The organism is Noviherbaspirillum galbum, assembly GCF_010974945.1.
GTDB classification, from domain to species: Bacteria; Pseudomonadota; Gammaproteobacteria; order Burkholderiales; family Burkholderiaceae_D; genus Noviherbaspirillum; species Noviherbaspirillum galbum.
Genome location: NZ_JAAIVB010000035.1, coordinates 17034 through 37645, shown reverse-complemented (window position 1 = coordinate 37645; position 20612 = coordinate 17034). Strand labels below are relative to the sequence as shown.

Sequence of the window (20612 nt, the reverse complement as noted above, 5' to 3'; positions counted from 1 at the left end):
ATGAAGGAACCGCATGATGAAGCCGAATGAAATTTTCCAGGCCGCAATGAAGGCCAACCCGTTTCGCCAGCTGCGCCGCGGCAAGCAGGAAGAGGAGTGGACGCTCGTGCCGTCCTCGGAGCAGGACATCGAGGCGTTGCGCCACAAATGCCGGCGCCTCGTCACGCGGCGCGCCACGATGTCGGCGGGCGCGGCGGCGGTGCCGATCCCCGGGCTAGACATCGCCGTCGACATCACCCTGCTGATGCGGGTGATCGATGACATCAATGGCGAGTTCGGCCTGAGCGAAGCCCAGATCGAGAGGCTCAATCCCAAGGCGAGGGTGCTGGTGTACCAGACCATCGTCGGCGTCGGCGGCACGCTGGTCGGACGCGCCATGACGCGCGAACTCATCGGCTTCGTGCTCAAGCGCGCCGGCATGAAGACGGCGGCCAAGCAGGGCGCCAAGTTGGTCCCGGTGGCAGGGCAGATCGCCTCGGCGGCGATCGGATTCACCGCCTTCCGCATGATCGGCTTCCAGCACATCGATGCCTGCGCGAAGGTGGCGGCCGAACTGCTGCACGCGAAGCAGTGACAGGCTTGCCGGCGCGAATGCCACGACGCCACCCGAGGGTGGCGTCGTGGCTTGCGTGAGTCGGTGCCGTGGTCGATGCCCCGGTCTATGCCCTTGAGGCTGTCGTTCCCCTGCTGCGGCGCGTGGTGTGAAGGCGCGTTATCAAGTCTAGTGGATCGATGGCTGCTGGCCTTGTCCCTGCTGCATGGATGCCTGCCGCATGCTGCCTGTCGCGAGGCTGCTGTAGGCTTGCGAGGCCGCGAACGAATCCAGGAATTCATGGAAGCCGCAGACCTTGCCGTTGCGCACCGTGAAAAGATGGGCCCATTCGGTTTCGTAACGCTCGCCGTTGGCCTTGACCGTGCCGACATGGCGGCCGAGCACGACAACGCGCTCGCCCTGAGCGATAAATTCCTGCGGCATGAATTCGGTGATGGTTTCCGACTCATCTAGCCTGCGGAAAAATTCCAGCACCTCGGCATGGCCGTGCCGCTTGCCGGTGAAAGTCGCGCCAGGGACTTCGGGCAGTTCCCAGTCGATATCCGGATCGCACATGCTCATCAGGCGAGGAATGTCGCCTTGCATGAAAGCGTCATAGCATTGCTTCACCAAAGTGGTGTTCGCTTGTTCATTCATGATCTGCTCCTGCCGGTGGTGATCGGATCGTCAGTATCGTCGCGCTTCGCGGGAAAGCAATGCCGGCAGGGTAACGCGGTTTGACCGAAGTCGTGTGGCGTGCGGGCCGCGTTGCGAAAGAGCCGCGCCGGATCGCAACGCAGCGCCACGCCGTCCGGAGGTGCTTCGGGAACGATTCAATGCATGTCGCGGCCGGGATCGTCGAGGGCGGCGTCATCGCCCCGCATGCGCGCCTGTCCATGGGGACAAAGATCGAGCAGCACGCAGCGCTGGCATTGCGGGCCGCGCCAGGTACACACGTCCTTGCCATGTCGCATGAGCACCTGGTGGTTGTCGTAGACCTGCTGCGCGTCCCAGCCGGCGGGAAGCTGCGCTTCCAGCACGCGATGCGCCGGCCCCACGGCGAGGCCGGCGGGAATCAGGCCGAGGCGTGCAGCGACCCGATGATGATGGCTGTCCACCGGCAAGGCCCGCCCGCGCATGGTGCTGAACGAGATGACCGCCGCGCTGGTCTTGGGGCCGACGCCCGGCAGCGTCTGCAGCCAGGCGCGCGCCTCGTCCACCGGCAAGTCGCGCAGGAAGTCCAGCGTCAGTTCGCCATCCCCGCGTTCGGTCAGTTCGCGCAGCACCTGCTGGATGCGCGGCGCCTTTTGCTCGGGCCAGGTGGAGGCAGCGATCGCCTCCTGCACCTCGGCGACCGGCGCATCCCGCACCGACGCCCAGTCGGGAAACTGTTCCCGCAGCGTGCGGAATGCCAGCGCGGAGTCGCGGTTGCGGGTGCGATGCGACAGCAGGGACGAGATCAGTTCATCGAGCGGTTCGAGGGTGTGGAAGTAGCCGAGTGGGCAATGGTAGACCTCGCAGAGGCGATGGTGCACCTCGAGGGCCTTGGCCTGGAGCGAGTCGCCCGCGGCATTCGAATCAGCAGGTCGCTCCGCATCTGCCGTCTCCCGGCTTTCCGGCGCCGCCTCCGGCTCGGGCGCAAAAAGATCGCGCATCGCGGCAGCGGAGGAAGAACGGCGCGAGGAAGGCGGCCTGCTTCTTGCGGTCATGGTGGGCCTGTCTTGAGGAGGGGAACGACGGTATGACTGCGGCCGAGTTACTTCGTTGCTTCTTTTTCGAACGGATTGACAAGTGGAAAGGAACGCGGCGCGTCATGGCATGAGATGCGGCCACCGTCACGATCTCAGGCCGTCGGAGAACTTATACAGCGCCCTGTTCAAGATTTCCTCGGGCTGGGGCGGCGTGGCCTGTCCCCCGGATTCGACATACGGCTTGAGCATTTCCAGGATCACGGCGGGCTTGTACCAGAACCTTGCCTGGATCGGCGCGCTGCCATCGTTGAACATGTACACGATGCCATCGGCATGCCACGTGGTGATCGTCCGGTAGCTGGGGATGGAGTAGTAGGAATAGCTGCCAGCGCTTTTCACGTTCCGCATCTGTGCGGCATCGAAACCGGAGCCTGCGTAGAAGGCCTTGGTCAAGCCCGCGGAATGGCCGCCGAATGCGGCCGCTCGCGCAAAACCGGCCTTCGCGGGATCGGTGTTCGCTTCTTCGTGGGCGAAGCGCGGCGGAAATGCCATGTTCAGCTGACTCATCCCACCTTGCTGGGGAACGTACTTGGTAATCAGCATCGAATCGAAGCCCTGTTCAACGGTGAGCTGGGCGCAGCGATAGATCCAGTAATTCCAGACAGTGTCCCTTGATGTCTTGCCGTTGCCGTCGAAGCGCACGCGCCAGGTCGTATCGTTGATTTTCGAGTCGGTGAAGCCGCCGGTTATCCCCTTGGCTTGATAAGACGTGGCGCACGCGGAAAGGATGCCGCAGATGAAGAACATGAATGCCAGGCGAGGGTGTTTCACGATGGTTTCCCGGAAAAAATGAGAGACGAATGGTGGCGTCCTCGGCGCGTCCGTTCCGGAAATGCGCCCTAATTCTTTCTAACATTTTTCAGCGCCATCCTGCTTCCACGCTTTTGCAAACCATGCTTAAAAGTTTCTAATATCTATTCAGCTTTCGGTACGGTGGCACAACACTGCGCAGCCGATCTTCTTCATCCAAAAACCATGTTGCGCAATCCAATCACGTCACCGGCTGGCGAGGCGGACGCTTCTTCGCCCGCTTCCAGCAAACCATTTACTGCCATTGTTCGAATCGTTGCCGCCGTGGCGATGCCGATCGCCACGCTCCTGCCGCTTCATGCGAAAGCGGAAAACTATCGGATCTACGCGCCCGGGGAAATCTACAACGAAGTCGATCGCGCCATCGATCTCGACGGCATGCTGAAAAAGGGTGAGCGGATCATGTACCGCACAAGGTACATGGACAAGTTCCGCGGCATCGAAGTGCGTGAAGTGATCGTCGCGGATTGTTCCCTCCGAAAGCGCGGACAACTGCTTCGCGGCGACGATCCAGACACCCTGCCGTTGTACTCGACCTTCCCGGGAACCAAGTATGGCAAGGAACTCGACATCGCCTGCGGCGAGGCTTTCGCGGGGCGGGCCGATTATGCATTCTGGCTTCGTCCGCAAGCGCCCGGCGCCGGTCAACGACCGGGTGACAGGCCGTCTTCCAGGACGCCGAAATACGGCAGCGGCTTCGTCGTCGGCACGAACTATGTCGTCACCAACTACCATGTCGCGGGCGAATGCAATTTGCTCTACGTGCATCATGAAAACGAGAAGGTCGAGGCCGTGATGGCGAGATCCTCCAAGGCCCTGGACCTGGCCGTGGTGCGGATCAGCGGGTTGTCGGGCATGGCTGAACCGGGCATCCGGTCGAAGGCCATGCTTGGAGAAGACGTCATCGCGGCCGGGCATCCCCTGAGCAACCTTCTTGCCAAGGATCTCGTCGTTACCTTCGGCCAGGTCAATGCCCTCGCGGGTCTGGAGAACGACCAGGCGTCGTTCCAGATTTCCGCGCAGGTCCATTCCGGCAATAGCGGCGGGCCGCTGCTCGACCGCTCGGGAAACATCGTCAGCGTGGTTGCCTACAAGCTCAACAGCGCCAAGGCGGAGCCCTACATCGGCGACTTCGCGCAAAACATCAACTTCGCGATCAAGCCGGAGGTGCTGCGCGAATTTCTCGAGTCGGCGAAGGTGTACTACAGGAAGGCGGAACCGGAAGGGAAAATGGATGGCGTCGCCATCGCGGAGCGCGCCCGCCGGTACACGGTCAAGGTGGAATGCGTCTAGCCATGCGCGGCCGCGCATCCGCAGGGGCAATCCACTCCGCCATCGTCAGTGCACCATGTTGCGGTCCCGCAGCAGCTGGATAAATTGTTCCGCCGGCGGCGACAGGGTGCCACCCGAGCGAGTGACGATGCCGAAGGTCTGCTGCTTCGAATGCAGCTGGATCGGCAGGATGCGCACGATCCGGTGCTTCTCGAAGAAAGTGGCGACTTCGGTGGGCAGCAGCGCGGCGGCATCCATGCTGCGCTCCAGCAAGGTGATCGTTACCAGGCTCGAGGCCGTGGCGATGTGGTTGGCCGGCATGGAAAGGCCGGCGCGATCGAATTCGCGCTCAAGCAGGGTATGCAGGGGCATGCGCGAGGGATACACCACCCAGCGGTGATCCTTCAGGTCGCGCAGAGTCAGTTCCTTCTTGCGCAGCGGCGGATGGCCATGGCCAACCACCACCGAAACCGGTTCGTCGCACAAGGGCTGGTAGCGGAACTTTCCTTGATCGTCCATGCCGGCAATGCGGCCGATCATCAGATCGATCTTTCCATCTTCCAACAAGGCCAGCAGCCTCTTGCTGGTGTCTTCGACGACTTCGATCGTGAGCGCGGGCTGGCGCGAATGCAGCCAGTTCAGGATAGGGGCGATTACATCCGGCACCGCGCCCATGATGCTGCCGATGGCGAGGCGGCCGCCCTTGCCCGAGCGGATATCGGCGATGTCCTGGCACAGCGCGCCCACGCCCGTGACCATGAGGCGCGCGTGGCGGATCAGGGAGTGGCCGTACTGGTTGGGGATCATGCCTGTCTTGCTGCGCTCGAACAGCGCCACGCCAACCATGTCTTCGAGTTCGTGCAAGACCTTGCTCGCGGCGGACTGCGTCATCGCCATGACGCCCGCCGCCTTGTGCAGGGACTTGTGATCGTCGAGCGCGATCAGGAGCTGCAATTGCTTCAGGCGCAGGCGCGCCATCAGCGTGTTGAGGGTTTTCTCCATGAGTCGTAAAAGTGATCACGTAATGGAAACAATTCAATATACACACACCAGGCCGCTGCGTATAGTTCTTCGCAATGCAGAGCGCCCCGGAGGGCGCCTTCCACGGAGACAGGCATGCGGCTCATTCAGTTTTTGGATCTCGATGGACAACGCCGCGTCGGCATGATCGACGCCGGCGGCGAGCGGGTGGCAGCCATCCGCGACGCGCGTTCCATGCGCCGCCTCGCACTTGACGCGATTGCCGCCGGCCGCAACCTGGAGCAGGAAATCCGCGCACGCGGCGTCGGCGCCAGCTTTCCCTACGCCCCCATTCTCGACGAATGCCGAATCCTCGTGCCGCTGGATCATGAAGATGACCCGGCGCACTGCATGGTGAGCGGCACCGGCCTGACCCATCTTGCAAGCGCCTCGCTGCGCGACGCGATGCACCATGACCACATGCCGGCCGAAACCATGACCGATTCGATGCGCATGTTTCGCCTCGGCCTGGAGGGCGGCCGTCCGCCCGCCGGCGCCGTCGGCGCGCAGCCGGAGTGGTTCTACAAGGGCGACGGCGGCATCCTGGTCCATCCCGGCCAAGACATTTCGATTCCCGCCTTCGCCGAAGACGCCGGCGAGGAATCCGAGCTTGCCGGGCTCTACGTCATCGGCCCGGACCGGCAGCCCTACCGCATCGGATTCGCGGGCGGGAACGAGTTTTCCGACCACCTGATGGAGCGCCGCAATTACCTCTACCTGGCGCACTCGAAACTGCGCAACTGCTCCTTCGGGCCGGAATTGCTGGTGGGCGAACTGCCGCCGAGCGTCGCCGGTACCAGCCGGATCTTCCGCGGCGACAGGCTGCTGTGGGAAAGGCGCTTCGCCACCGGCCGCGAGCACATGAGCCATTCGATCGAGAACCTCGAATACCACCATTTCAAGTATGCGCAGTTCCTGCGGCCGGGATCGGTGCACGTCCATTTCTTCGGCTCGGCCGTGACCTCGTTTTCGGACGGCGTCGCCACGCGCGAAGGGGACGTGTTCGAAATCAGCCTCGCGGGATTCGGCGCGCCGCTGCGCAATGCCTACCGTACCGCGGCGGTCGCGATGCGGCCCGGAGAAATGGCGGCATTATAGGCATACCCCTTTGCAAGCGCGCCCACCGGGCGGCAAAACATGACGGAAACAGGCGGCGGAGACAAGACATGGATTACGAATTCGATTTCAGCTTCTTCATGAGCAACTGGCGCGACATCCTCGATGGCGTCTGGCTGACGGTGCGCATGTCGGCGCTCAGCATCGCGCTGGGGTTCGGCGCCGGCGCGGGCCTCGCGGTGGCACGGGTTTACGGCAAGTCCTGGATGCAGACCGGCGTGCGATGGTACGTGGACGTGATCCGCAACACGCCGCTCGTCATCCAGGCGTTCTGGCTGTTCTTCGGCCTGGCGGCGCTGCACGTGCGGGTGCCGGCCTTCACGGCCGCCATTCTTGCCCTTGTGGTCAACGTTGCCGCCTACACCACCGAGATCATCCGCGCCGGCATGGAATCCATTCCCAAGGGCCAGCTCGAGGCCGCCGAATGCCTCGGACTCAAGCGCTGGCGCGTGATCTGGCACGTGATCCTTCCCCAGGCAGTGGAAAAGATGTATCCCTCGCTGATCAGCCAGTTCGTGCTGATGATGCTGGCCACGTCCATCATGTCGCAGATTTCGGCCGAAGAGCTGACCGCGGTGGGCTACCGCATCCAGTCCGAAACCTTCCGCGGCTTCGAAGTCTACATCGTGATCGCGGTGGTCTATCTCGTGCTCTCCTGGCTGCTGCGGCTGATCATGGAGCAGGGCGCCAGAATCGCCTTTCCGCGCCGGCGCCGCATCGCCGCCCGGTAATCAGAGAAACGAAAAGACATCAAGGAGAACGCGATGCAAGGATTGACCTTCGATCACCTGCTGTTCATCTTCAAGGGCGCCGGCTGGACCATCCTGCTGTCCATGATGGGTTTCGCCGGCGGCGCGCTGCTCGGCCTGCCGCTTGCGCTGGCACGCGCCGGCCGGCGGGCTTGGCTGTCGCGCGCCGCTGGCGTGTTCATCTCGGTGGTGCAGGGCGTGCCGCTGCCGGTCATCATGTTCATCGTTTATTTCGGCATCAGCGCCACCGGATTCGACCTGCCTGCGCTGGTGGCCGCGGGCCTCGCGCTCACCGCCTACGCCGGCGCCTATCTCGGCGAAATCTGGAAAGGCTGCATCCAGGCCGTGCCCCGCACCCAGTGGGAAGCCGCCGACTGCCTGGCGCTGACGCCGGTGCAGACCGCGGTCTACGTGATCCTGCCCCAGGCATGGCGCATCGCCATTCCGCCGACCGTCGGCTTCCTGGTGCAGGTGGTCAAGAACTCATCCTATGCGGTGGTGATCGGCTTCTTCGACCTGACCTATTCTTCGCGCGTGGTGAACAACTCCACGTTCGAACCCTTCATCGTGTTCAGCATCGCGGCCCTGGTTTACTTCGCCATGTGCTACCCGCTGTCGCGCCTGGCGGCCCGCATGGAACAACGCTACAAGCGCGGCTGAAAAGGCGGCCGGGAAAACAATTCATAGGAGACTTCACATGGACAGCATCGTCCGGTTCGACAAAGTGCACAAGTCCTTCGGCAGCAACCAGATCCTCAAGGGAGTGAGCTTCGAGATCACGCAAGGCCAGGTGGTTGCCCTGATCGGCCGCAGCGGGTCCGGCAAAAGCACGGCCCTGCGCTGCATCAACGGCCTGGAAACGATCAACGGCGGCGAGCTGCACGTATGCGGACGCGCCATGCACCAGCCTGGCGTCGACCTGCACGGACTGCGCAAGGACGTGGGGATCGTTTTCCAGAGCTACAACCTGTTTCCGCACCTGACGGTGGAAGAGAACATCACGCTGGCGCCGCGCAAGGTCAATGGCATCGGCGCGCAGGAAGCCAGGGAAACCGCCGCCGACGTGCTGCGAAAGGTGGGCCTGCTGGACAAGGCCGCCGCCTACCCCGAGCAGCTTTCCGGCGGACAGCAGCAGCGCGTGGCGATCGCCCGTTCGCTGGCGATGAAACCCAAGCTCATGCTGTTCGACGAGGTGACGTCGGCGCTGGATCCCGAGCTGACCGGCGAAGTCCTGAAGGTCATCGAGAAGCTGGCGGCCGACGGCATGACCATGGTGCTGGTGACGCATGAAATGGCGTTCGCGCGCAACGTCGCCGACCAGATCATGTTCATGCATCACGGCATCGTCTGGGAATCCGGCGGCGGCGAGATGCTCGGCCAGCCGTCGACCGCCGAGCTGAACCAGTTCGTATCGAGTGGATTGTGAATATTGAACGACCGGCCATCCGGCCATCTACAAGGAGAGAGACCATGAATACACGCCGCACCGTCATCACCAGCCTGATTGCCCTCGGCTTGATGGGCACGATGTCCTTCGCAAGCGCCTCGGGCGCGCTGGACGCGATCAAGCAGCGCAAGAAGATCCTCGTGGCCGTCGACATCGGCGCGCCGCCCTTCGGCATGATCGACGGGCAGGCCAAGCAGAGCGGATCGGATATCGAAGCCGCCCAGCTGCTGGCCAAGGACCTGGGCGTCGAGCTCGAGGTGGTGCCGGTGTCCGGCCCGAACCGCGTGCCTTTCCTGCTCACCAAGAAGGCCGACGTGGTGATGGCCTCGTTCTCCATCACCGATGAACGCAAGAAGGTGGTCGACTTCTCGAACCCCTACGCCGTGCTGCAGGTCGTGGTCGGCGGTCCGGCCAAGCAAAAGATCGCCGGCTTCGGCGACCTGGCCGGCAAGACCATCGCCGTCACGCGCGGCACCACCAGCGACCAGGAACTGACGCGCGGCACGAAGGACATCGCTGGCGTGAGCATCGTGCGCTACGAGGACGATGCCACCACCAACACCGCCGTCTCGACCGGCCAGCAGGATTACATCGCCGCGGCGATGAGCGTGATCCCGGCGGTAAAGAAAAACAATCCGGCGCGCGACGTGGAAGTGAAATTCGCCATGAAGGCCTTCCCTCTCGGCATCGGCCTGCGCAAGAACGAACCCGAGCTCAAGGCTTATCTCGACGGCTGGGTCAAGACCAACATGGCCAACGGCAAGCTGAGCGAGATCTACAAGAAATACTTTGGCACGGCGCTGCCGGCCGACCTGTGACGCCTGCCATCCAACGCATCGTTAGCAACCGCATGCCGGTCTAGACCGGCGTATTCAAGGACAGACATGCCTCCCAGCGAACACACCATGACGGCGCCACCGGCCGCGGCGGCCAACACCGCGCGCGCCGTGCGCCTGCACCAGGACGACGACGTCGTCATTGCCCGAAGCCAGCTCGTGGGCGGCACCATGCTGGCCGGCGAGGATGTCCGCGTGGCCGGGCTCATTCCCGCCGGCCACAAGGTGGCGGTACGCGCCATCGAAGCCGGCGCGCCGGTCAGGCGCTATGGCCAGATCATCGGCTTCGCCAGCCGCGCGATCCAGCCCGGCGAGCACGTTCATACGCATAACCTCGCAATGGGTGACTTCGCCCGCGACTATGCCTACTGCGCCGACGCCAGGCCGACCGTTCCGGCCGATTCGCCGGCCACGTTCGAGGGCATCGTGCGCGCCGACGGACGGGTCGCCACCCGCAACTACATTGGCATCCTGACGTCGGTGAATTGCTCGGCCACGGTGGCGCGCGCCATCGCCGACCGCTTCCGGCGCGACCTGTATCCCGAGGCGCTGGCGGACTTTCCCAACGTCGATGGCGTGGTCGCGCTGACCCATGGCGTCGGCTGCGCGGTGGATCCGGAAGGGGAAGGACTGGCGCTATTGCAGCGCACGCTGGGCGGCTACGCCCGCCATCCCAACTTCGCCGCCGTGCTGGTCATCGGCCTCGGCTGCGAAACCAACCAGATCGCGCGCCTGGTGGAAAGCCAGGGGCTGGCGCAGTCGGATTTTCTCAAGACCTTCAACATCCAGGACACCGGCGGCACCACCAAGACCGTTGCCCATGGCGTCGAGATCGTGCGCGGCATGCTGGCCGAGGCCAACCTGGCGAAGCGCCAGCCGGTGCCGGCCAGCAACCTGATCGTGGGATTGCAATGCGGAGGCTCCGATGGCTATTCCGGCATCTCGGCCAATCCCGCGCTGGGCGCGGCGGTGGACCTGCTGGTGAAGCACGGCGGCACGGCCATCCTGTCCGAGACGCCGGAAATCTACGGCGCCGAGCACCTTCTGACGCGGCGGGCGGTGAGCCGCGAGGTCGGCGAAAAGCTGGTCGGACGCATCCGATGGTGGGAAGCCTACTGCGATCGCCACAACGCCTCGATGAACAACAATCCTTCCGCCGGCAACAAGGCGGGCGGACTGACCACGGTTCTCGAAAAATCGCTCGGCGGCATCGCCAAGGCGGGCAACACCAACCTGGTGGACGTATATGAGTATGCCGAGCCGGTCAGGGCGCGCGGCCTGGTGTTCATGGATACCCCGGGCTACGACCCGATCTCGGCAACGGGCCAGGTGGCAGGCGGCGCCAACCTCATCTGCTTTACCACGGGCCGCGGCTCGGCCTATGGCTGCGCCCCGTCTCCCTCGCTGAAGATCGCCACCAACAACGCCCTGTGGGAGCGCCAGCAGGATGACATGGACTTGAACTGCGGCACCATCCTCACCGGCGAGGCCACCATCCAGGAAAAAGGCGCGGAACTGTTCCAGCTGATGCTCGACACCGCCTCCGGCCGCCACAGCCGCAGCGAAATGCACGGTTATGGCCAGAACGAGTTCGTTCCCTGGCAGATCGGCGCGATCACCTGATTCATCTTCAAAGGACAACATGAACACAATCAACGCCAAGCCGCGCTACCGCGGCGTCTTCCCGGTCGCGCCGACGATCTTCGACGAGCGTGGCGAACTGGACCTCGACGGCCAGCGCCGCTGCCTGGACTTCATGATCGATGCCGGCTCCGAAGGCATCTGCATCCTCGCCAATTTTTCAGAGCAGTTCACGCTCAGCGACGATGAACGCGAGGTCCTGATGAAGACTGCGCTGGAACATGTCGCGGGCCGGGTGCCGGTGATCGTCACCACCACCCATTTCAGCTCGCGCGTCTGCGCGGAACGCAGCCGCCGCGCGCAGGACATGGGCGCGGCCATGGTGATGGTGATGCCGCCTTATCACGGCGCCACCTTCCGCGTGGCCGAACGCGGCATCCGCGAGTTTTACCAGGCGGTGTCCGACGCGATCGACATCCCGATCATGATCCAGGACGCGCCGGTGGCCGGCACGCCCCTGTCCGCGCCCTTCCTTGTCAGCATGGCGAAGGAAATCGAGCAGGTGTCGTATTTCAAGATCGAAGTGCCGCAAGCCGCGGCCAAGCTGCGCGAGCTGATCGCCCTCGGCGGCGATGCCATCGAAGGCCCCTGGGATGGCGAGGAAGCCATCACCTTGATGGCGGACCTCGACGCCGGCGCGACCGGCGCGATGACCGGCGGCGGCTACCCGGACGGCATCCGCATGATCACCGATGCCTACGCCCAGGGCGACACCGCGCGCGCCGCGGACGAATACCAGCGCTGGCTGCCGCTGATCAATTATGAAAACCGACAGGCCGGCCTTGCCACGGCAAAGATCCTGATGAAGGAAGGCGGGGTGATCCGCTGCGACGCGGTCCGGCATCCCTTGCCGCAGGTGCAACCGGCCACGCGCGACGGCCTGCTGGCCATCGCCCGGCGCCTCGAGCCGCTGGTGCTGCGCTGGGGCCGCTGATCGCGGCGCATACGACAAGAAAAGGAAATTCGTGATGGTGGAAGGTGAACTTTTGATCGGCGGCCGCGCCATGCGCGGCAACAACGGTACGGTGCATGCGACCGACGCGGCCAGCGGGGAACGCATGGCGCCCGCTTTCGGCGGCGCCGGAATGCAGGAATTGGACGAGGCCTGCCGCCTCGCCTGGGGCGCGTTCGACGCGTATCGCGAAACGGCGCCGGAGCAGCGTGCCGCTTTCCTCGAACGCATCGCGGAAAACATCCTCGCGCTTGGCGACGCCCTGATCGAGCGTTGCATGCGCGAAAGCGGACTGCCGCGCGCGCGCCTCGAAGGCGAACGCGGGCGCACCGTCGGGCAGCTACGCTTGTTCTCGTCGGTAGTACGGGCCGGCGATTTCCTGGACGTGCGCATCGATCCCGCGCAGCCCGACCGCAAGCCCTTGCCCCGGTCCGACCTGAGGCTGCGCCAGGTTGCGCTGGGGCCGGTCGCGGTGTTCGGCGCCAGCAATTTCCCGCTGGCGTTTTCCGTCGCGGGCGGCGATACGGCGGCAGCGCTGGCGGCGGGTTGCCCGGTCGTCGTCAAGGCGCATTCCGCGCACCCGGGAACCTCGGAAATGGTCGGACGCGCGGTGCAGCGGGCGGTGCGTGAATGCGGCATGCCGGAAGGCACGTTCTCGCTGCTGTTCGACGCCGGCCGCGAAATCGGCCAGGCGCTGGTGGCGGATCCGCGCATCAAGGCGGTCGGCTTCACCGGCTCGCGCGCGGGCGGCACGGCGCTGATGCGCATCGCCGCGGCCCGGCCCGAACCCATTCCCGTCTATGCCGAGATGAGCAGCATCAATCCGGTGGTGCTTTTTCCGCACGCGCTGGCCGCGCGCGGCGTGCAGATCGCGCAAGGCTTCGTGTCATCGCTGGTGCTGGGCGCCGGACAGTTCTGCACCAATCCCGGCCTTGTGCTCGCCGTGGATGGGCAGGATCTCGACCGCTTCATTGCGGCGGCGTCGGAAGCGCTTGCCCAGGCGCCGGCGGCCACCATGCTGACGCCCGGCATCCGGGATGCCTACCAGGCTGGCGTGGCCGCGCTCGGCTCCCATGACACGGTCAAGCTGGAAGCACGCGGCAAGGATGGCGGCGCCACCCAGGCGCGGGCCGCGCTGTTCTCGACCGATGCGGCATCCTTCCGGCGCGAACGCGGGCTGCGCGAAGAGGTATTCGGGGCGGCATCGCTGGTGGTCCGCTGTGCGAACCTGGCTGACATGCAGGACTTGCTGGAAAGCATGGAAGGCCAGCTGACCGCTGCAATCCATATCGACGACGCCGACCATGCCGATGCGCGGCGCATGCTGCCGACCCTGGAGCGCCGCGCCGGCCGCATCCTCGTGAATGGTTTCGGCACCGGCGTCGAAGTGTCCCATGCGATGGTGCATGGCGGACCTTATCCCGCAACGTCCGATGGCCGCTCGACATCGGTGGGCAGCATGGCGATACAGCGCTTCCTGCGGCCGGTGTGCTACCAGGACCTGCCGGCGGCTTTGCTGCCGCCGGCGCTGCAGCCGGACAATCCCATGCAGGTGACGCGCCTCGTCGATGGCGTCGTGGTTCCGGCCTAAGCAGCTGCCGGGATCGCAGTACTCGAAGCTTGATGCTTGCATCAAGCTTCGCCGCTGGAAAGCGCATCGCGAATCACAGGCAAAACAAAAGGGCTTGCAAGCCGACACTTGCAAGCCCTTGTTTTTTTGGTGGCCCGGAGCGGAATCGAACCACCGGACAAGAATTTTCAGTACGGCGTTCGCTGTCGCGGCAGACATCGAGGTCAAGTCGACCGCCATCAGGCGAGATAGGGCTGCAGGACGCCGGCCAGCCAATCCATGAAACAGCGCACGCGCTTGCTCAAATGGCGCCGGCTTGAATACAGCAAGGTCACCGGCATCGGCGGCGCCTGGAAGTCTTCCAGCAGCGATACCAGGCGGCCTTGCGCGAGCAGGTCGATCATGCCGGCGCGCGGTGCCTGGATGATGCCCAGGCCCGCCAGGCAGGCTGCCTGGTAGGCGTCGCTGTTGTTCACCGCCAGCGCGGCCGGCACCTCGCAGGTGCGCCGCGCGCCGCCCTCCATGTATTCGAACAGTGCCGGCCGCCCCGCCAGGCCCGGCGCGTAATCGACCAGGAAATGCGAGTGCAGTTCGGCGGGGGTGCGCGGCAGGCCGTGGCGCGCCAGGTAAGCGGGGCTGGCACAGTTGACCAGTTCGAAATGCCCGAGCGGACGCGCGACCAGCGACGAGTTTTCAAGCACGCCCGCGCGCAGCACGCAATCGAAGCCTTCGCGCACGGCATCGACCCGGCGGTCGGTACTGGAAAGCTCCACTTGCAGGCGCGGGTGCGCGCCCAGGAAGGCCGGCAGGGCGGGAATCACGATGTTGCGCGCGACGCCGATCGGCATGTCAACCCGCAGGCGGCCGGTCAGGGCCGCGTTGTCGTTCTGGAACATGGTCTGGACTTCGTCCAGCTCCGCCAGCATGTCACGACACCGTCCATAGAACAGGAGGCCGTCGGGCGTCATCTGCACCTTGCGCGTCGTGCGCTGCAGCAGGCGCGCGCCCAGCGCCGTTTCCAGCTCCCGGATTGCGGACGAGATGCTCGCCTTGGACAGGCCGAGGCTGTCCGCTGCCTGCGTGAAGCTGCCGAGCTCTGCGACGCGCAGGAAGGTTCGCATGACATCGATTCGATCCATTTGCCTCGATTGTTTGGTATTGATGAACAGTGCTGCCGCATATTCTATCTTTATTCAGCTTGGAGGCGACTATAGACTCTTCGCATCTACCCAGCGAAAGGACCCGAACCATGAACCAGAAGATTGCACTGATCACCGGCGGCAGCCGCGGCCTTGGCAAGAGCGCGGCGCTCAAGCTCGCGCAGCAGGGCGTCGATGTCATCCTGACCTATCATCACCGGCGCGACGAGGCGCTGGCGATCGTTGCCGAGATCGCCGGGCTGGGACGCCGTGCCGTCGCCCTGCAACTGGACGTCGCGACGATCGGAGGCTTCGCCGCGTTCGCCGATGCCGTGCGCGCGGCGCTGCGCGACATCTGGCAGCGCGATCGCTTCGATTACCTGCTCAACAACGCCGGCACCGGCATCGACGCGCCGTTCGCCGAAACCACCGAAGCCCAGTTCGACCAGATGTGCGACACCCACTTCAAGGGCGTGTTCTTCCTGACCCAGCAGTTGCTGCCGCTGATGGCCGACGGCGGCCGGATCCTGAACGTGTCGTCGGGCCTGGCGCGGTTCGCCCTGCCTGGCAAATCGGCCTATGCGGCCATGAAAGGGGCGGTCGAGGTGCTGACGCGCTACCTGGCCAAGGAACTCGGTCCGCGCGGCATCGCGGTGAACGTGATTGCGCCGGGCGCCATCGCAACCGATTTCGGTGGCGGGGTGGTACGCGACAACGCGCAGGTAGGCTCTTACATCGCATCGCAGACCGCGCTCGGCCGCGTGGGCTTGCCCGACGATATCGGCGACGCCGTCGCCATGCTGCTGAGCGACCAGGGCCGCTGGATCAATGCCCAGCGGATCGAAGCATCGGGCGGCATGTTCATCTGAGAACCGCGCCGCTTTGCCCGAGCGTCAGGATGGCGGGCGGTTCAGGAGGCTGAACGGCCTGCAATGCCGACGGCTGCTTCCGCCACCTGGTCCCGCAGCCAGCGCTGCGCCGGATCGCTGTGGGCGCGCGGATGCCAGCCCATGTGGATCGAAAAGGCGTCCACCTCGCACGGCGGCGCCATGACGTTGAGCTTGTCGCTCCAGCGCCGCGCCAGCCGGCTCGGCACGGTGCACACCAGGTCGCTCTCCCCAACCAGTTCCTGTGCCAGCAGGAAACTGTTGATCGAAACCACGACGCGACGACGCCGGCCGAGCCGGGCGAGCACCTCGTCGACGACGCCGGAAAAGCCGCCCCCCGCGGGCGACGTCAGGACATGGTCGAGGTCGCAGAAAGTGTCCAGGGTCAGCGGCTGCGCCGCCGCCGGGTGGCCTTGCCGAAGCAGGCAGAGGAAGGTTTCGTCATACAGCGCCCGGCTCTTCAGCGAAGGCGGCATCGCCTGCGGCGTCACCAGCGCCAGGTCGACTTCGCCGCTGCCCATCTGTTCCGCAAGGCGCGCCTCGGCGACCGGCAGCAGGGCCACCCGCACGCCCGGCGCCAGGCTCCGCAGCCGCGCAATCAAGGGCACGCACACCACCGCCTGGATCGAGTCCGTGGTCGCGATGCGGAAGGTATCGCTGGCCGTTCCCGGATCGAACGGCTGGCGTTCGGCCACCAGGCTCGACAACGTGGCCAGCATTTCGCGCAGCGGCCCCTGCAGCTCGAGCGCGCGCGCGGTCGGCGTCATGCCGCGCGCGGCCGGCAGCAGCAGCGGGTCGCGGAACAGTTCGCGCAGCTGGCGCAGCTGCGCCGACAGCGCCGGCTGCGACAGCGACAGGCGCCGCGCCGCATGCGTGACGTTGCGCTCGGCCAAGAGCACGTCGAGCGAGACGAGCAGGTTGAGGTCGATACGGTTGAGGTCCACGAGGTATTTGTTCTGCTTATGCCGGGAATAATCATAATCCATTTCACGGATGGGTGGCCGGCCGCTAAAGTGGGCGACACCTAACCCCCACTTTGGAGAACAACATGTCCTTCGCACAGCAACGCATCCTGATCATCGGCGGTTCCAACGGCATGGGCCTGGCCGCGGCGCGCAGCCTCGCGCGCGACGGCGCCGAGGTACTGATCGCCGGCCGTTCCCAGGCCAAGCTCGACCTCGCGCTGGCAACCATCGAAGGCCGCGCCGCCGGTTACGTGGCCGACTTCACCGACCCTGCCTCGCTGACCGCCCTGTTCGAGCGCATCGGCCGCATCGATCACCTGGTGCTGGCCGGCTCGTCCAACGCGGCCTGGGGGCCGTTCGCCTCGGTCCCGGCGTCCGCGCTGCGCGCCGCGATCGAGGGCAAGCTGGTCGGCTACTGGCAATCATTGCAGGCGGCCCTGCCTCACCTGCGCCGCGACGGTTCGGTGGTGATGCTGTCGGGTGCCGCCTCGCGCACCGCGATGCCGGGTACCGCCGGCCTGGCCGCGGTCAATGGCGCGCTCACGCAGATGGCGCAAACGCTGGCCAAGGAACTGGCGCCGCTGCGCGTGAACGTGGTTTCCCCTGGCCTGGTCGACACCCCGGCCTACGACGGCATGCCGGCCGAGGCGAAGGCCGGCATGTTCGCCGGCGCAGCCAAGTCGCTGCCGGCCGGCCGCACCGGCACTCCGGAAGACATCGCCGCCGCCATCGTCTACCTGCTCGGCAACGGCTTCACCACCGGCGCGATCCTCGACGTCGATGGCGGTGCGCGCATGTCCGTCTGACCTACATCAGGAAACCTTACAATGAACGTACTGATCGTCCTCGCCCATCCGGAAGCGCACAGCTTCAACGGCGCCATGTTCGACACCGCCGTACGCGAGCTGCAAGCCGCCGGCCACACGGTGTGCACCAGCGACTTGTATCGCATGGGTTTCAATCCCGTGTCGAGCCGCGCCAACTTCACGACCGTGAAAGACCCGGACTACCTCAAGCTCCAGCTCGAGGAAACCCACGCCACCGAGCACGACGGCTTCGCCCCGGACATTCAAGGCGAGTTGCACAAGCTCGAAGCCTGCGATTTGCTGATCCTGCAGTTCCCGCTGTGGTGGTTCGGCCTGCCGGCCATCCTCAAGGGCTGGGTCGACCGGGTGATGGCGATGGGCCGCACCTACGGCTACGGGTCGATCTACCAGACCGGCAAGTTCCGCGGCAAGCGCGCGCTGCTGTCGCTCACCACGGGCGGGCCGGAAGAGGCTTACCGCAAGGACGGTTTCAACGGCGACATCGAGGCCATCCTGCGCCCGGTGCATCGCGGCGTGCTCGAATTCCTCGGCTTCGACGTGCTGGCGCCGCAGATCCACTACGGCCCAGTGCGCGCGAGCGACGAGCAGCGCGCTGCCTGGCTAGCGGACTACGCGCGGCGGCTGACGGCGATTCACGCGGAAGCGCCGGTCGTGGTCGGACCGTACTAAAGGGGCTGCCCGTGCGGCGCCCTGAAGGAGATGCGCGTTCAGCACACGGTCGGAAAGGTGGTGATGGGGTAGTGAGTTGGACAACTATCCGTGATTGACGGGCGCACACGACTGAACCAGAAGGAAACTGCGTTGCCGCTGGCCCGCCTTGTGCCGGAAATGGACCGGACACCAGGATTTCGGTTGCCGGAAACAAAAACGCCAACCCGAATGGGTTGGCGTTTTTGCTAAGAAATTCTTGGTGGCCCGGGGCGGAATCGAACCACCGACACAAGGATTTTCAATCCTCTGCTCTACCGACTGAGCTACCAGGCCAAGGCGCGCAAGTATAGCAAAGCTATGGGAATATGCAAGCATTTCCAGGCATGCATTTTTCGGCTGGGGCTATAATGCGGGACAAGACCACCACCCGGAAACCCGGAATCCATGCAATATCAAAGCCAAATCTGCGTGATCGGCAATGGCGCCATCGGCAAGGCAACCGCCCTCGGTTTTGCGCAGGCCGGCATGAGCGTCACCCTCCTCGTTCCTCCTTCTCCCCCGTCTCCTCCTTCCGTGCCCGCCGGCGAAGCCGCCAGCTGGGATGTGCGGGTCTATGCCCTGAACCAGACCGCGCATGATCTCCTGGCCTCGCTGCGGGTCTGGGATGCGATGGATGCGTCGCGCATCGCGGCGGTAGATGCCATGGACATCAAGGGCGACGGCGAGCAGGCCGGCAACCTCGTGTTCGATGCCTTCGCCGCACGCGCCGGCGCGCTGGCCTGGATCGTCGAAGACCGCAACCTCAACGCCGCGCTGGACGCCGCCCTGCGCTTCGCGCCCGGCCTGCGGGTCGTGAACGGCCGCGCCGCGCGCCTTGAAACCGGTGACTGCGGGAAAGTCCACCTGGACGATGGCAGCGTGCTGCAGGCCGAACTGATCATCGGCGCGGACGGCGCGCAATCCTGGGTGCGCAACCAGTGCGACATCGGCATCGACTACCGGCCCTACGGCCAGCGCGCCGTGGTCTGCAACTTCGAGACCGAGCTGCCGCATCATGGCACGGCTTTCCAGTGGTTCACCTCGGCCGACGGCATCATCGCGCTGCTGCCGCTGCCGGGCAACCGGACGTCGCTGGTGTGGTCGGCGCCGGAACACCTTGCCAGCGTGCTGCTCCAGGAATCCCAGGGGCAGCTCGCGGAGCGCCTGAATGCCTTGCCCGGACAGCCGCTGGGCCGGCTGCAGCCTGTCCAGCCGGAAGTGGTGAAGGCCTTTCCGCTCAGCCTGATCCGGGCGCATTCCCTGGTCGCGCCGCGCGTCGCCCTGGTGGGGGATGCCGCGCACGTGGTGCATCCGCTTGCCGGCCACGGCATGAACCTCGGATTCGGCGACGTCGCCGGCCTGCTCAAGGCGGTGCGCGAGCGCGAGGCGCACCGCGATTGCGGCGACGAGCGCGTCCTCGGGCGCTATGCGCGTTCGCGCAAGGAAGATATCCTCCTCATGCAGGTGGCCACCGACGGGCTGGAGCGCCTGTTCTCGGCCGACCTCGAGCCCTTGCGCCTGGTCCGCAACCTGGGAATGAACCTTGTCAACAAGTTGCCTGTCATAAAGCGAACCCTGATTTCCCATGCCTTGGGAAAACGCTAAGCTTCGAACATCCTGAACAACCTGAACCACATCGAAAGAACCGCATGAAACTCAAGACATTGATCGCCGCCTGCGCCATCACGATGACCGCCGGCATGGCCATGGCCGCCGAAGGCACCACCGAAGCCGCGATCAGGAAGACGATCGAGCCGCGCCTCGGCGAAGGCGTGAAGGTCGACAGCGTCACCAAGACGCCCTACGGCGGCCTGTACGAAGTCAAGGTCGGCGGCGACATCCTCTATACCGATGCCAAGGGCGACTACCTGTTCATGGGCCGCGTCATCGACCTCAAGACGCGCTCCGACCTGACCCAGGCCCGCATCGACGAAGTCAACAAGATCAAGTTCTCCGACCTGCCGCTGGACGCGGCGCTCAAGACGGTCAAGGGCAACGGCAAGCGCGTGATCGCGGTGTTCGAGGATCCGAACTGCGGCTACTGCAAGCGTTTCCGCCAGACGCTGACGGACGTGAACGACGTCACCGTCTACACCTTCATGTACAACATCCTGGCCGAGGATTCCTCGGTGAAGTCGCGCAACATCTGGTGCACCGCCGACCGCGCGAAAGCCTGGGATGAATGGATGCTCAAGGGCAAGGCCGCGCCGGACGCGCCCGCCAACTGCACCGCGCCCAACGACAAGGTGTTCGCGCTCGGCCAGAAGCTCAAGATCACCGGCACGCCGACGATCTTCTTCATGGACGGCAGCCGGGTGCCGGGCGCCATCGACAAGCAGACGCTGGAAGCCAAGCTGGCGTCGACGGCAAGCAAATGATCTGAACGCGGCAACGTCTTCCTGTCGAGC

The 20612-nt window shown here is 65.0% G+C and carries 21 protein-coding genes and 1 tRNA gene; 15 read left to right on the top strand and 7 right to left on the bottom strand.

Annotated elements, in window-relative coordinates:
• Positions 1 to 13 precede the first annotated feature (13 nt).
• Complete coding sequence (locus tag G3574_RS09270) at positions 14 to 574, top strand: hypothetical protein (protein WP_235953245.1); 561 nt, start codon at positions 14 to 16, stop codon at positions 572 to 574.
• A 147-nt stretch (positions 575 to 721) separates the two neighbouring features.
• On the opposite strand, the gene G3574_RS09265 is transcribed toward G3574_RS09270, so the two are convergent.
• From G3574_RS09265 to G3574_RS09255, 3 genes are all read right to left on the bottom strand, one after another.
• On the bottom strand, positions 722 to 1189 hold the full coding sequence (locus G3574_RS09265) for a nuclear transport factor 2 family protein (protein ID WP_163962298.1): 468 nt from the start codon (positions 1187 to 1189) through the stop codon (positions 722 to 724).
• Positions 1190 to 1365: 176 nt separating this feature from the next.
• Complete coding sequence (locus tag G3574_RS09260) at positions 1366 to 2241, bottom strand: endonuclease III domain-containing protein (protein WP_205609724.1); 876 nt, start codon at positions 2239 to 2241, stop codon at positions 1366 to 1368.
• 126 nt (positions 2242 to 2367) lie between these two features.
• Positions 2368 to 3054, bottom strand: a complete 687-nt coding sequence (locus G3574_RS09255; protein ID WP_163962296.1) for a CC0125/CC1285 family lipoprotein — start codon at positions 3052 to 3054, stop codon at positions 2368 to 2370.
• Positions 3055 to 3258: 204 nt separating this feature from the next.
• Between G3574_RS09255 and G3574_RS09250 the strand changes: the two genes are divergently transcribed.
• Entirely contained in the window at positions 3259 to 4386 is a 1128-nt protein-coding gene (locus tag G3574_RS09250) for a S1C family serine protease (RefSeq protein ID WP_163962294.1), read from the top strand.
• Positions 4387 to 4431: 45 nt separating this feature from the next.
• On the opposite strand, the gene G3574_RS09245 is transcribed toward G3574_RS09250, so the two are convergent.
• Positions 4432 to 5367 carry a LysR family transcriptional regulator gene (locus G3574_RS09245; protein ID WP_163962292.1) on the bottom strand — a complete coding sequence of 312 codons (936 nt, stop codon included), beginning with the start codon at positions 5365 to 5367 and terminating at the stop codon, positions 4432 to 4434.
• 114 nt (positions 5368 to 5481) lie between these two features.
• Here G3574_RS09245 and araD1 point away from each other — a divergent pair, with 114 nt between their 5' ends.
• The 8 genes from araD1 (at position 5482) to G3574_RS09205 (ending at position 13717) form a co-directional block, all read left to right on the top strand.
• Positions 5482 to 6483 carry an AraD1 family protein gene (gene araD1 / locus G3574_RS09240; protein ID WP_163962290.1) on the top strand — a complete coding sequence of 334 codons (1002 nt, stop codon included), beginning with the start codon at positions 5482 to 5484 and terminating at the stop codon, positions 6481 to 6483.
• A 68-nt stretch (positions 6484 to 6551) separates the two neighbouring features.
• On the top strand, positions 6552 to 7232 hold the full coding sequence (locus tag G3574_RS09235) for an amino acid ABC transporter permease (RefSeq protein WP_163962288.1): 681 nt from the start codon (positions 6552 to 6554) through the stop codon (positions 7230 to 7232).
• Positions 7233 to 7265: 33 nt separating this feature from the next.
• Positions 7266 to 7910 carry an amino acid ABC transporter permease gene (locus G3574_RS09230; RefSeq protein ID WP_163962287.1) on the top strand — a complete coding sequence of 215 codons (645 nt, stop codon included), beginning with the start codon at positions 7266 to 7268 and terminating at the stop codon, positions 7908 to 7910.
• A gap of 37 nt (positions 7911 to 7947) precedes the next feature.
• Entirely contained in the window at positions 7948 to 8676 is a 729-nt protein-coding gene (locus G3574_RS09225) for an amino acid ABC transporter ATP-binding protein (protein WP_163962285.1), read from the top strand.
• A 44-nt stretch (positions 8677 to 8720) separates the two neighbouring features.
• Entirely contained in the window at positions 8721 to 9515 is a 795-nt protein-coding gene (locus G3574_RS09220) for a transporter substrate-binding domain-containing protein (RefSeq protein WP_163962283.1), read from the top strand.
• Between the two features lie 87 nt (positions 9516 to 9602).
• The gene (locus G3574_RS09215) at positions 9603 to 11156 is read left to right on the top strand and encodes a UxaA family hydrolase (RefSeq protein WP_163962550.1); all 1554 of its coding nucleotides are present in this window, start codon (positions 9603 to 9605) and stop codon (positions 11154 to 11156) included.
• 19 nt (positions 11157 to 11175) lie between these two features.
• Positions 11176 to 12108: a dihydrodipicolinate synthase family protein gene (locus tag G3574_RS09210; protein WP_163962281.1), complete on the top strand. Its 933-nt coding sequence runs from the start codon at positions 11176 to 11178 to the stop codon at positions 12106 to 12108.
• A 31-nt stretch (positions 12109 to 12139) separates the two neighbouring features.
• A complete protein-coding gene (locus G3574_RS09205) occupies positions 12140 to 13717 on the top strand; it encodes an aldehyde dehydrogenase (NADP(+)) (protein WP_163962279.1) in 1578 nt (525 codons plus the stop codon).
• Between the two features lie 218 nt (positions 13718 to 13935).
• Here the strand turns inward: G3574_RS09205 and G3574_RS09200 are convergent, their stop codons facing one another.
• On the bottom strand, positions 13936 to 14835 hold the full coding sequence (locus tag G3574_RS09200) for a LysR family transcriptional regulator (protein ID WP_163962277.1): 900 nt from the start codon (positions 14833 to 14835) through the stop codon (positions 13936 to 13938).
• A gap of 110 nt (positions 14836 to 14945) precedes the next feature.
• On the opposite strand from G3574_RS09200, the gene G3574_RS09195 reads away from it, so the two are divergent.
• Positions 14946 to 15704, top strand: coding sequence for an SDR family NAD(P)-dependent oxidoreductase (locus tag G3574_RS09195; protein WP_163962275.1), 759 nt, complete (start codon positions 14946 to 14948; stop codon positions 15702 to 15704).
• Positions 15705 to 15745: 41 nt separating this feature from the next.
• Here G3574_RS09195 and G3574_RS09190 read toward each other — a convergent pair whose 3' ends face one another.
• A complete protein-coding gene (locus G3574_RS09190) occupies positions 15746 to 16708 on the bottom strand; it encodes a LysR family transcriptional regulator (RefSeq protein WP_205609722.1) in 963 nt (320 codons plus the stop codon).
• Between the two features lie 62 nt (positions 16709 to 16770).
• Here G3574_RS09190 and G3574_RS09185 point away from each other — a divergent pair, with 62 nt between their 5' ends.
• On the top strand, positions 16771 to 17493 hold the full coding sequence (locus G3574_RS09185; RefSeq protein WP_163962273.1) for an SDR family oxidoreductase: 723 nt from the start codon (positions 16771 to 16773) through the stop codon (positions 17491 to 17493).
• A 21-nt stretch (positions 17494 to 17514) separates the two neighbouring features.
• Positions 17515 to 18183 (top strand): NAD(P)H-dependent oxidoreductase, encoded by a 669-nt coding sequence (locus G3574_RS09180; protein WP_163962270.1) that lies wholly within the window; start codon positions 17515 to 17517, stop codon positions 18181 to 18183.
• A 239-nt stretch (positions 18184 to 18422) separates the two neighbouring features.
• Here G3574_RS09180 and G3574_RS09175 read toward each other — a convergent pair.
• Positions 18423 to 18498, bottom strand: a tRNA-Phe gene (locus tag G3574_RS09175).
• A gap of 111 nt (positions 18499 to 18609) precedes the next feature.
• Between G3574_RS09175 and G3574_RS09170 the strand changes: the two genes are divergently transcribed.
• Positions 18610 to 19809 carry an FAD-dependent monooxygenase gene (locus G3574_RS09170; RefSeq protein ID WP_163962267.1) on the top strand — a complete coding sequence of 400 codons (1200 nt, stop codon included), beginning with the start codon at positions 18610 to 18612 and terminating at the stop codon, positions 19807 to 19809.
• 44 nt (positions 19810 to 19853) lie between these two features.
• Entirely contained in the window at positions 19854 to 20582 is a 729-nt protein-coding gene (locus G3574_RS09165; protein ID WP_235953243.1) for a DsbC family protein, read from the top strand.
• The last annotated feature ends 30 nt before the right edge of the window (positions 20583 to 20612 follow it).

Bases quoted from the DNA above. Each gene is read 5' to 3' on its own strand.
- G3574_RS09230 (WP_163962287.1), top strand. From the start codon at position 7,266: ATGCAAGGATTGACCTTCGATCACCTGCTGTTCATCTTCAAGGGCGCC.
- G3574_RS09165 (WP_235953243.1), top strand. From the start codon at position 19,854: ATGAAACTCAAGACATTGATCGCCGCCTGCGCCATCACGATGACCGCC.
- G3574_RS09180 (WP_163962270.1), top strand. From the start codon at position 17,515: ATGAACGTACTGATCGTCCTCGCCCATCCGGAAGCGCACAGCTTCAAC.
- G3574_RS09200 (WP_163962277.1), bottom strand. From the start codon at position 14,835: ATGGATCGAATCGATGTCATGCGAACCTTCCTGCGCGTCGCAGAGCTC.
- G3574_RS09170 (WP_163962267.1), top strand. From the start codon at position 18,610: ATGCAATATCAAAGCCAAATCTGCGTGATCGGCAATGGCGCCATCGGC.
- G3574_RS09250 (WP_163962294.1), top strand. From the start codon at position 3,259: ATGTTGCGCAATCCAATCACGTCACCGGCTGGCGAGGCGGACGCTTCT.
- G3574_RS09210 (WP_163962281.1), top strand. From the start codon at position 11,176: ATGAACACAATCAACGCCAAGCCGCGCTACCGCGGCGTCTTCCCGGTC.
- G3574_RS09260 (WP_205609724.1), bottom strand. From the start codon at position 2,241: ATGACCGCAAGAAGCAGGCCGCCTTCCTCGCGCCGTTCTTCCTCCGCT.
- G3574_RS09220 (WP_163962283.1), top strand. From the start codon at position 8,721: ATGAATACACGCCGCACCGTCATCACCAGCCTGATTGCCCTCGGCTTG.
- G3574_RS09185 (WP_163962273.1), top strand. From the start codon at position 16,771: ATGTCCTTCGCACAGCAACGCATCCTGATCATCGGCGGTTCCAACGGC.
- G3574_RS09235 (WP_163962288.1), top strand. From the start codon at position 6,552: ATGGATTACGAATTCGATTTCAGCTTCTTCATGAGCAACTGGCGCGAC.
- G3574_RS09190 (WP_205609722.1), bottom strand. From the start codon at position 16,708: ATGGATTATGATTATTCCCGGCATAAGCAGAACAAATACCTCGTGGAC.
- G3574_RS09245 (WP_163962292.1), bottom strand. From the start codon at position 5,367: ATGGAGAAAACCCTCAACACGCTGATGGCGCGCCTGCGCCTGAAGCAA.
- G3574_RS09225 (WP_163962285.1), top strand. From the start codon at position 7,948: ATGGACAGCATCGTCCGGTTCGACAAAGTGCACAAGTCCTTCGGCAGC.
- G3574_RS09195 (WP_163962275.1), top strand. From the start codon at position 14,946: ATGAACCAGAAGATTGCACTGATCACCGGCGGCAGCCGCGGCCTTGGC.
- G3574_RS09270 (WP_235953245.1), top strand. From the start codon at position 14: ATGATGAAGCCGAATGAAATTTTCCAGGCCGCAATGAAGGCCAACCCG.
- G3574_RS09215 (WP_163962550.1), top strand. From the start codon at position 9,603: ATGACGGCGCCACCGGCCGCGGCGGCCAACACCGCGCGCGCCGTGCGC.
- araD1 (WP_163962290.1), top strand. From the start codon at position 5,482: ATGCGGCTCATTCAGTTTTTGGATCTCGATGGACAACGCCGCGTCGGC.
- G3574_RS09265 (WP_163962298.1), bottom strand. From the start codon at position 1,189: ATGAATGAACAAGCGAACACCACTTTGGTGAAGCAATGCTATGACGCT.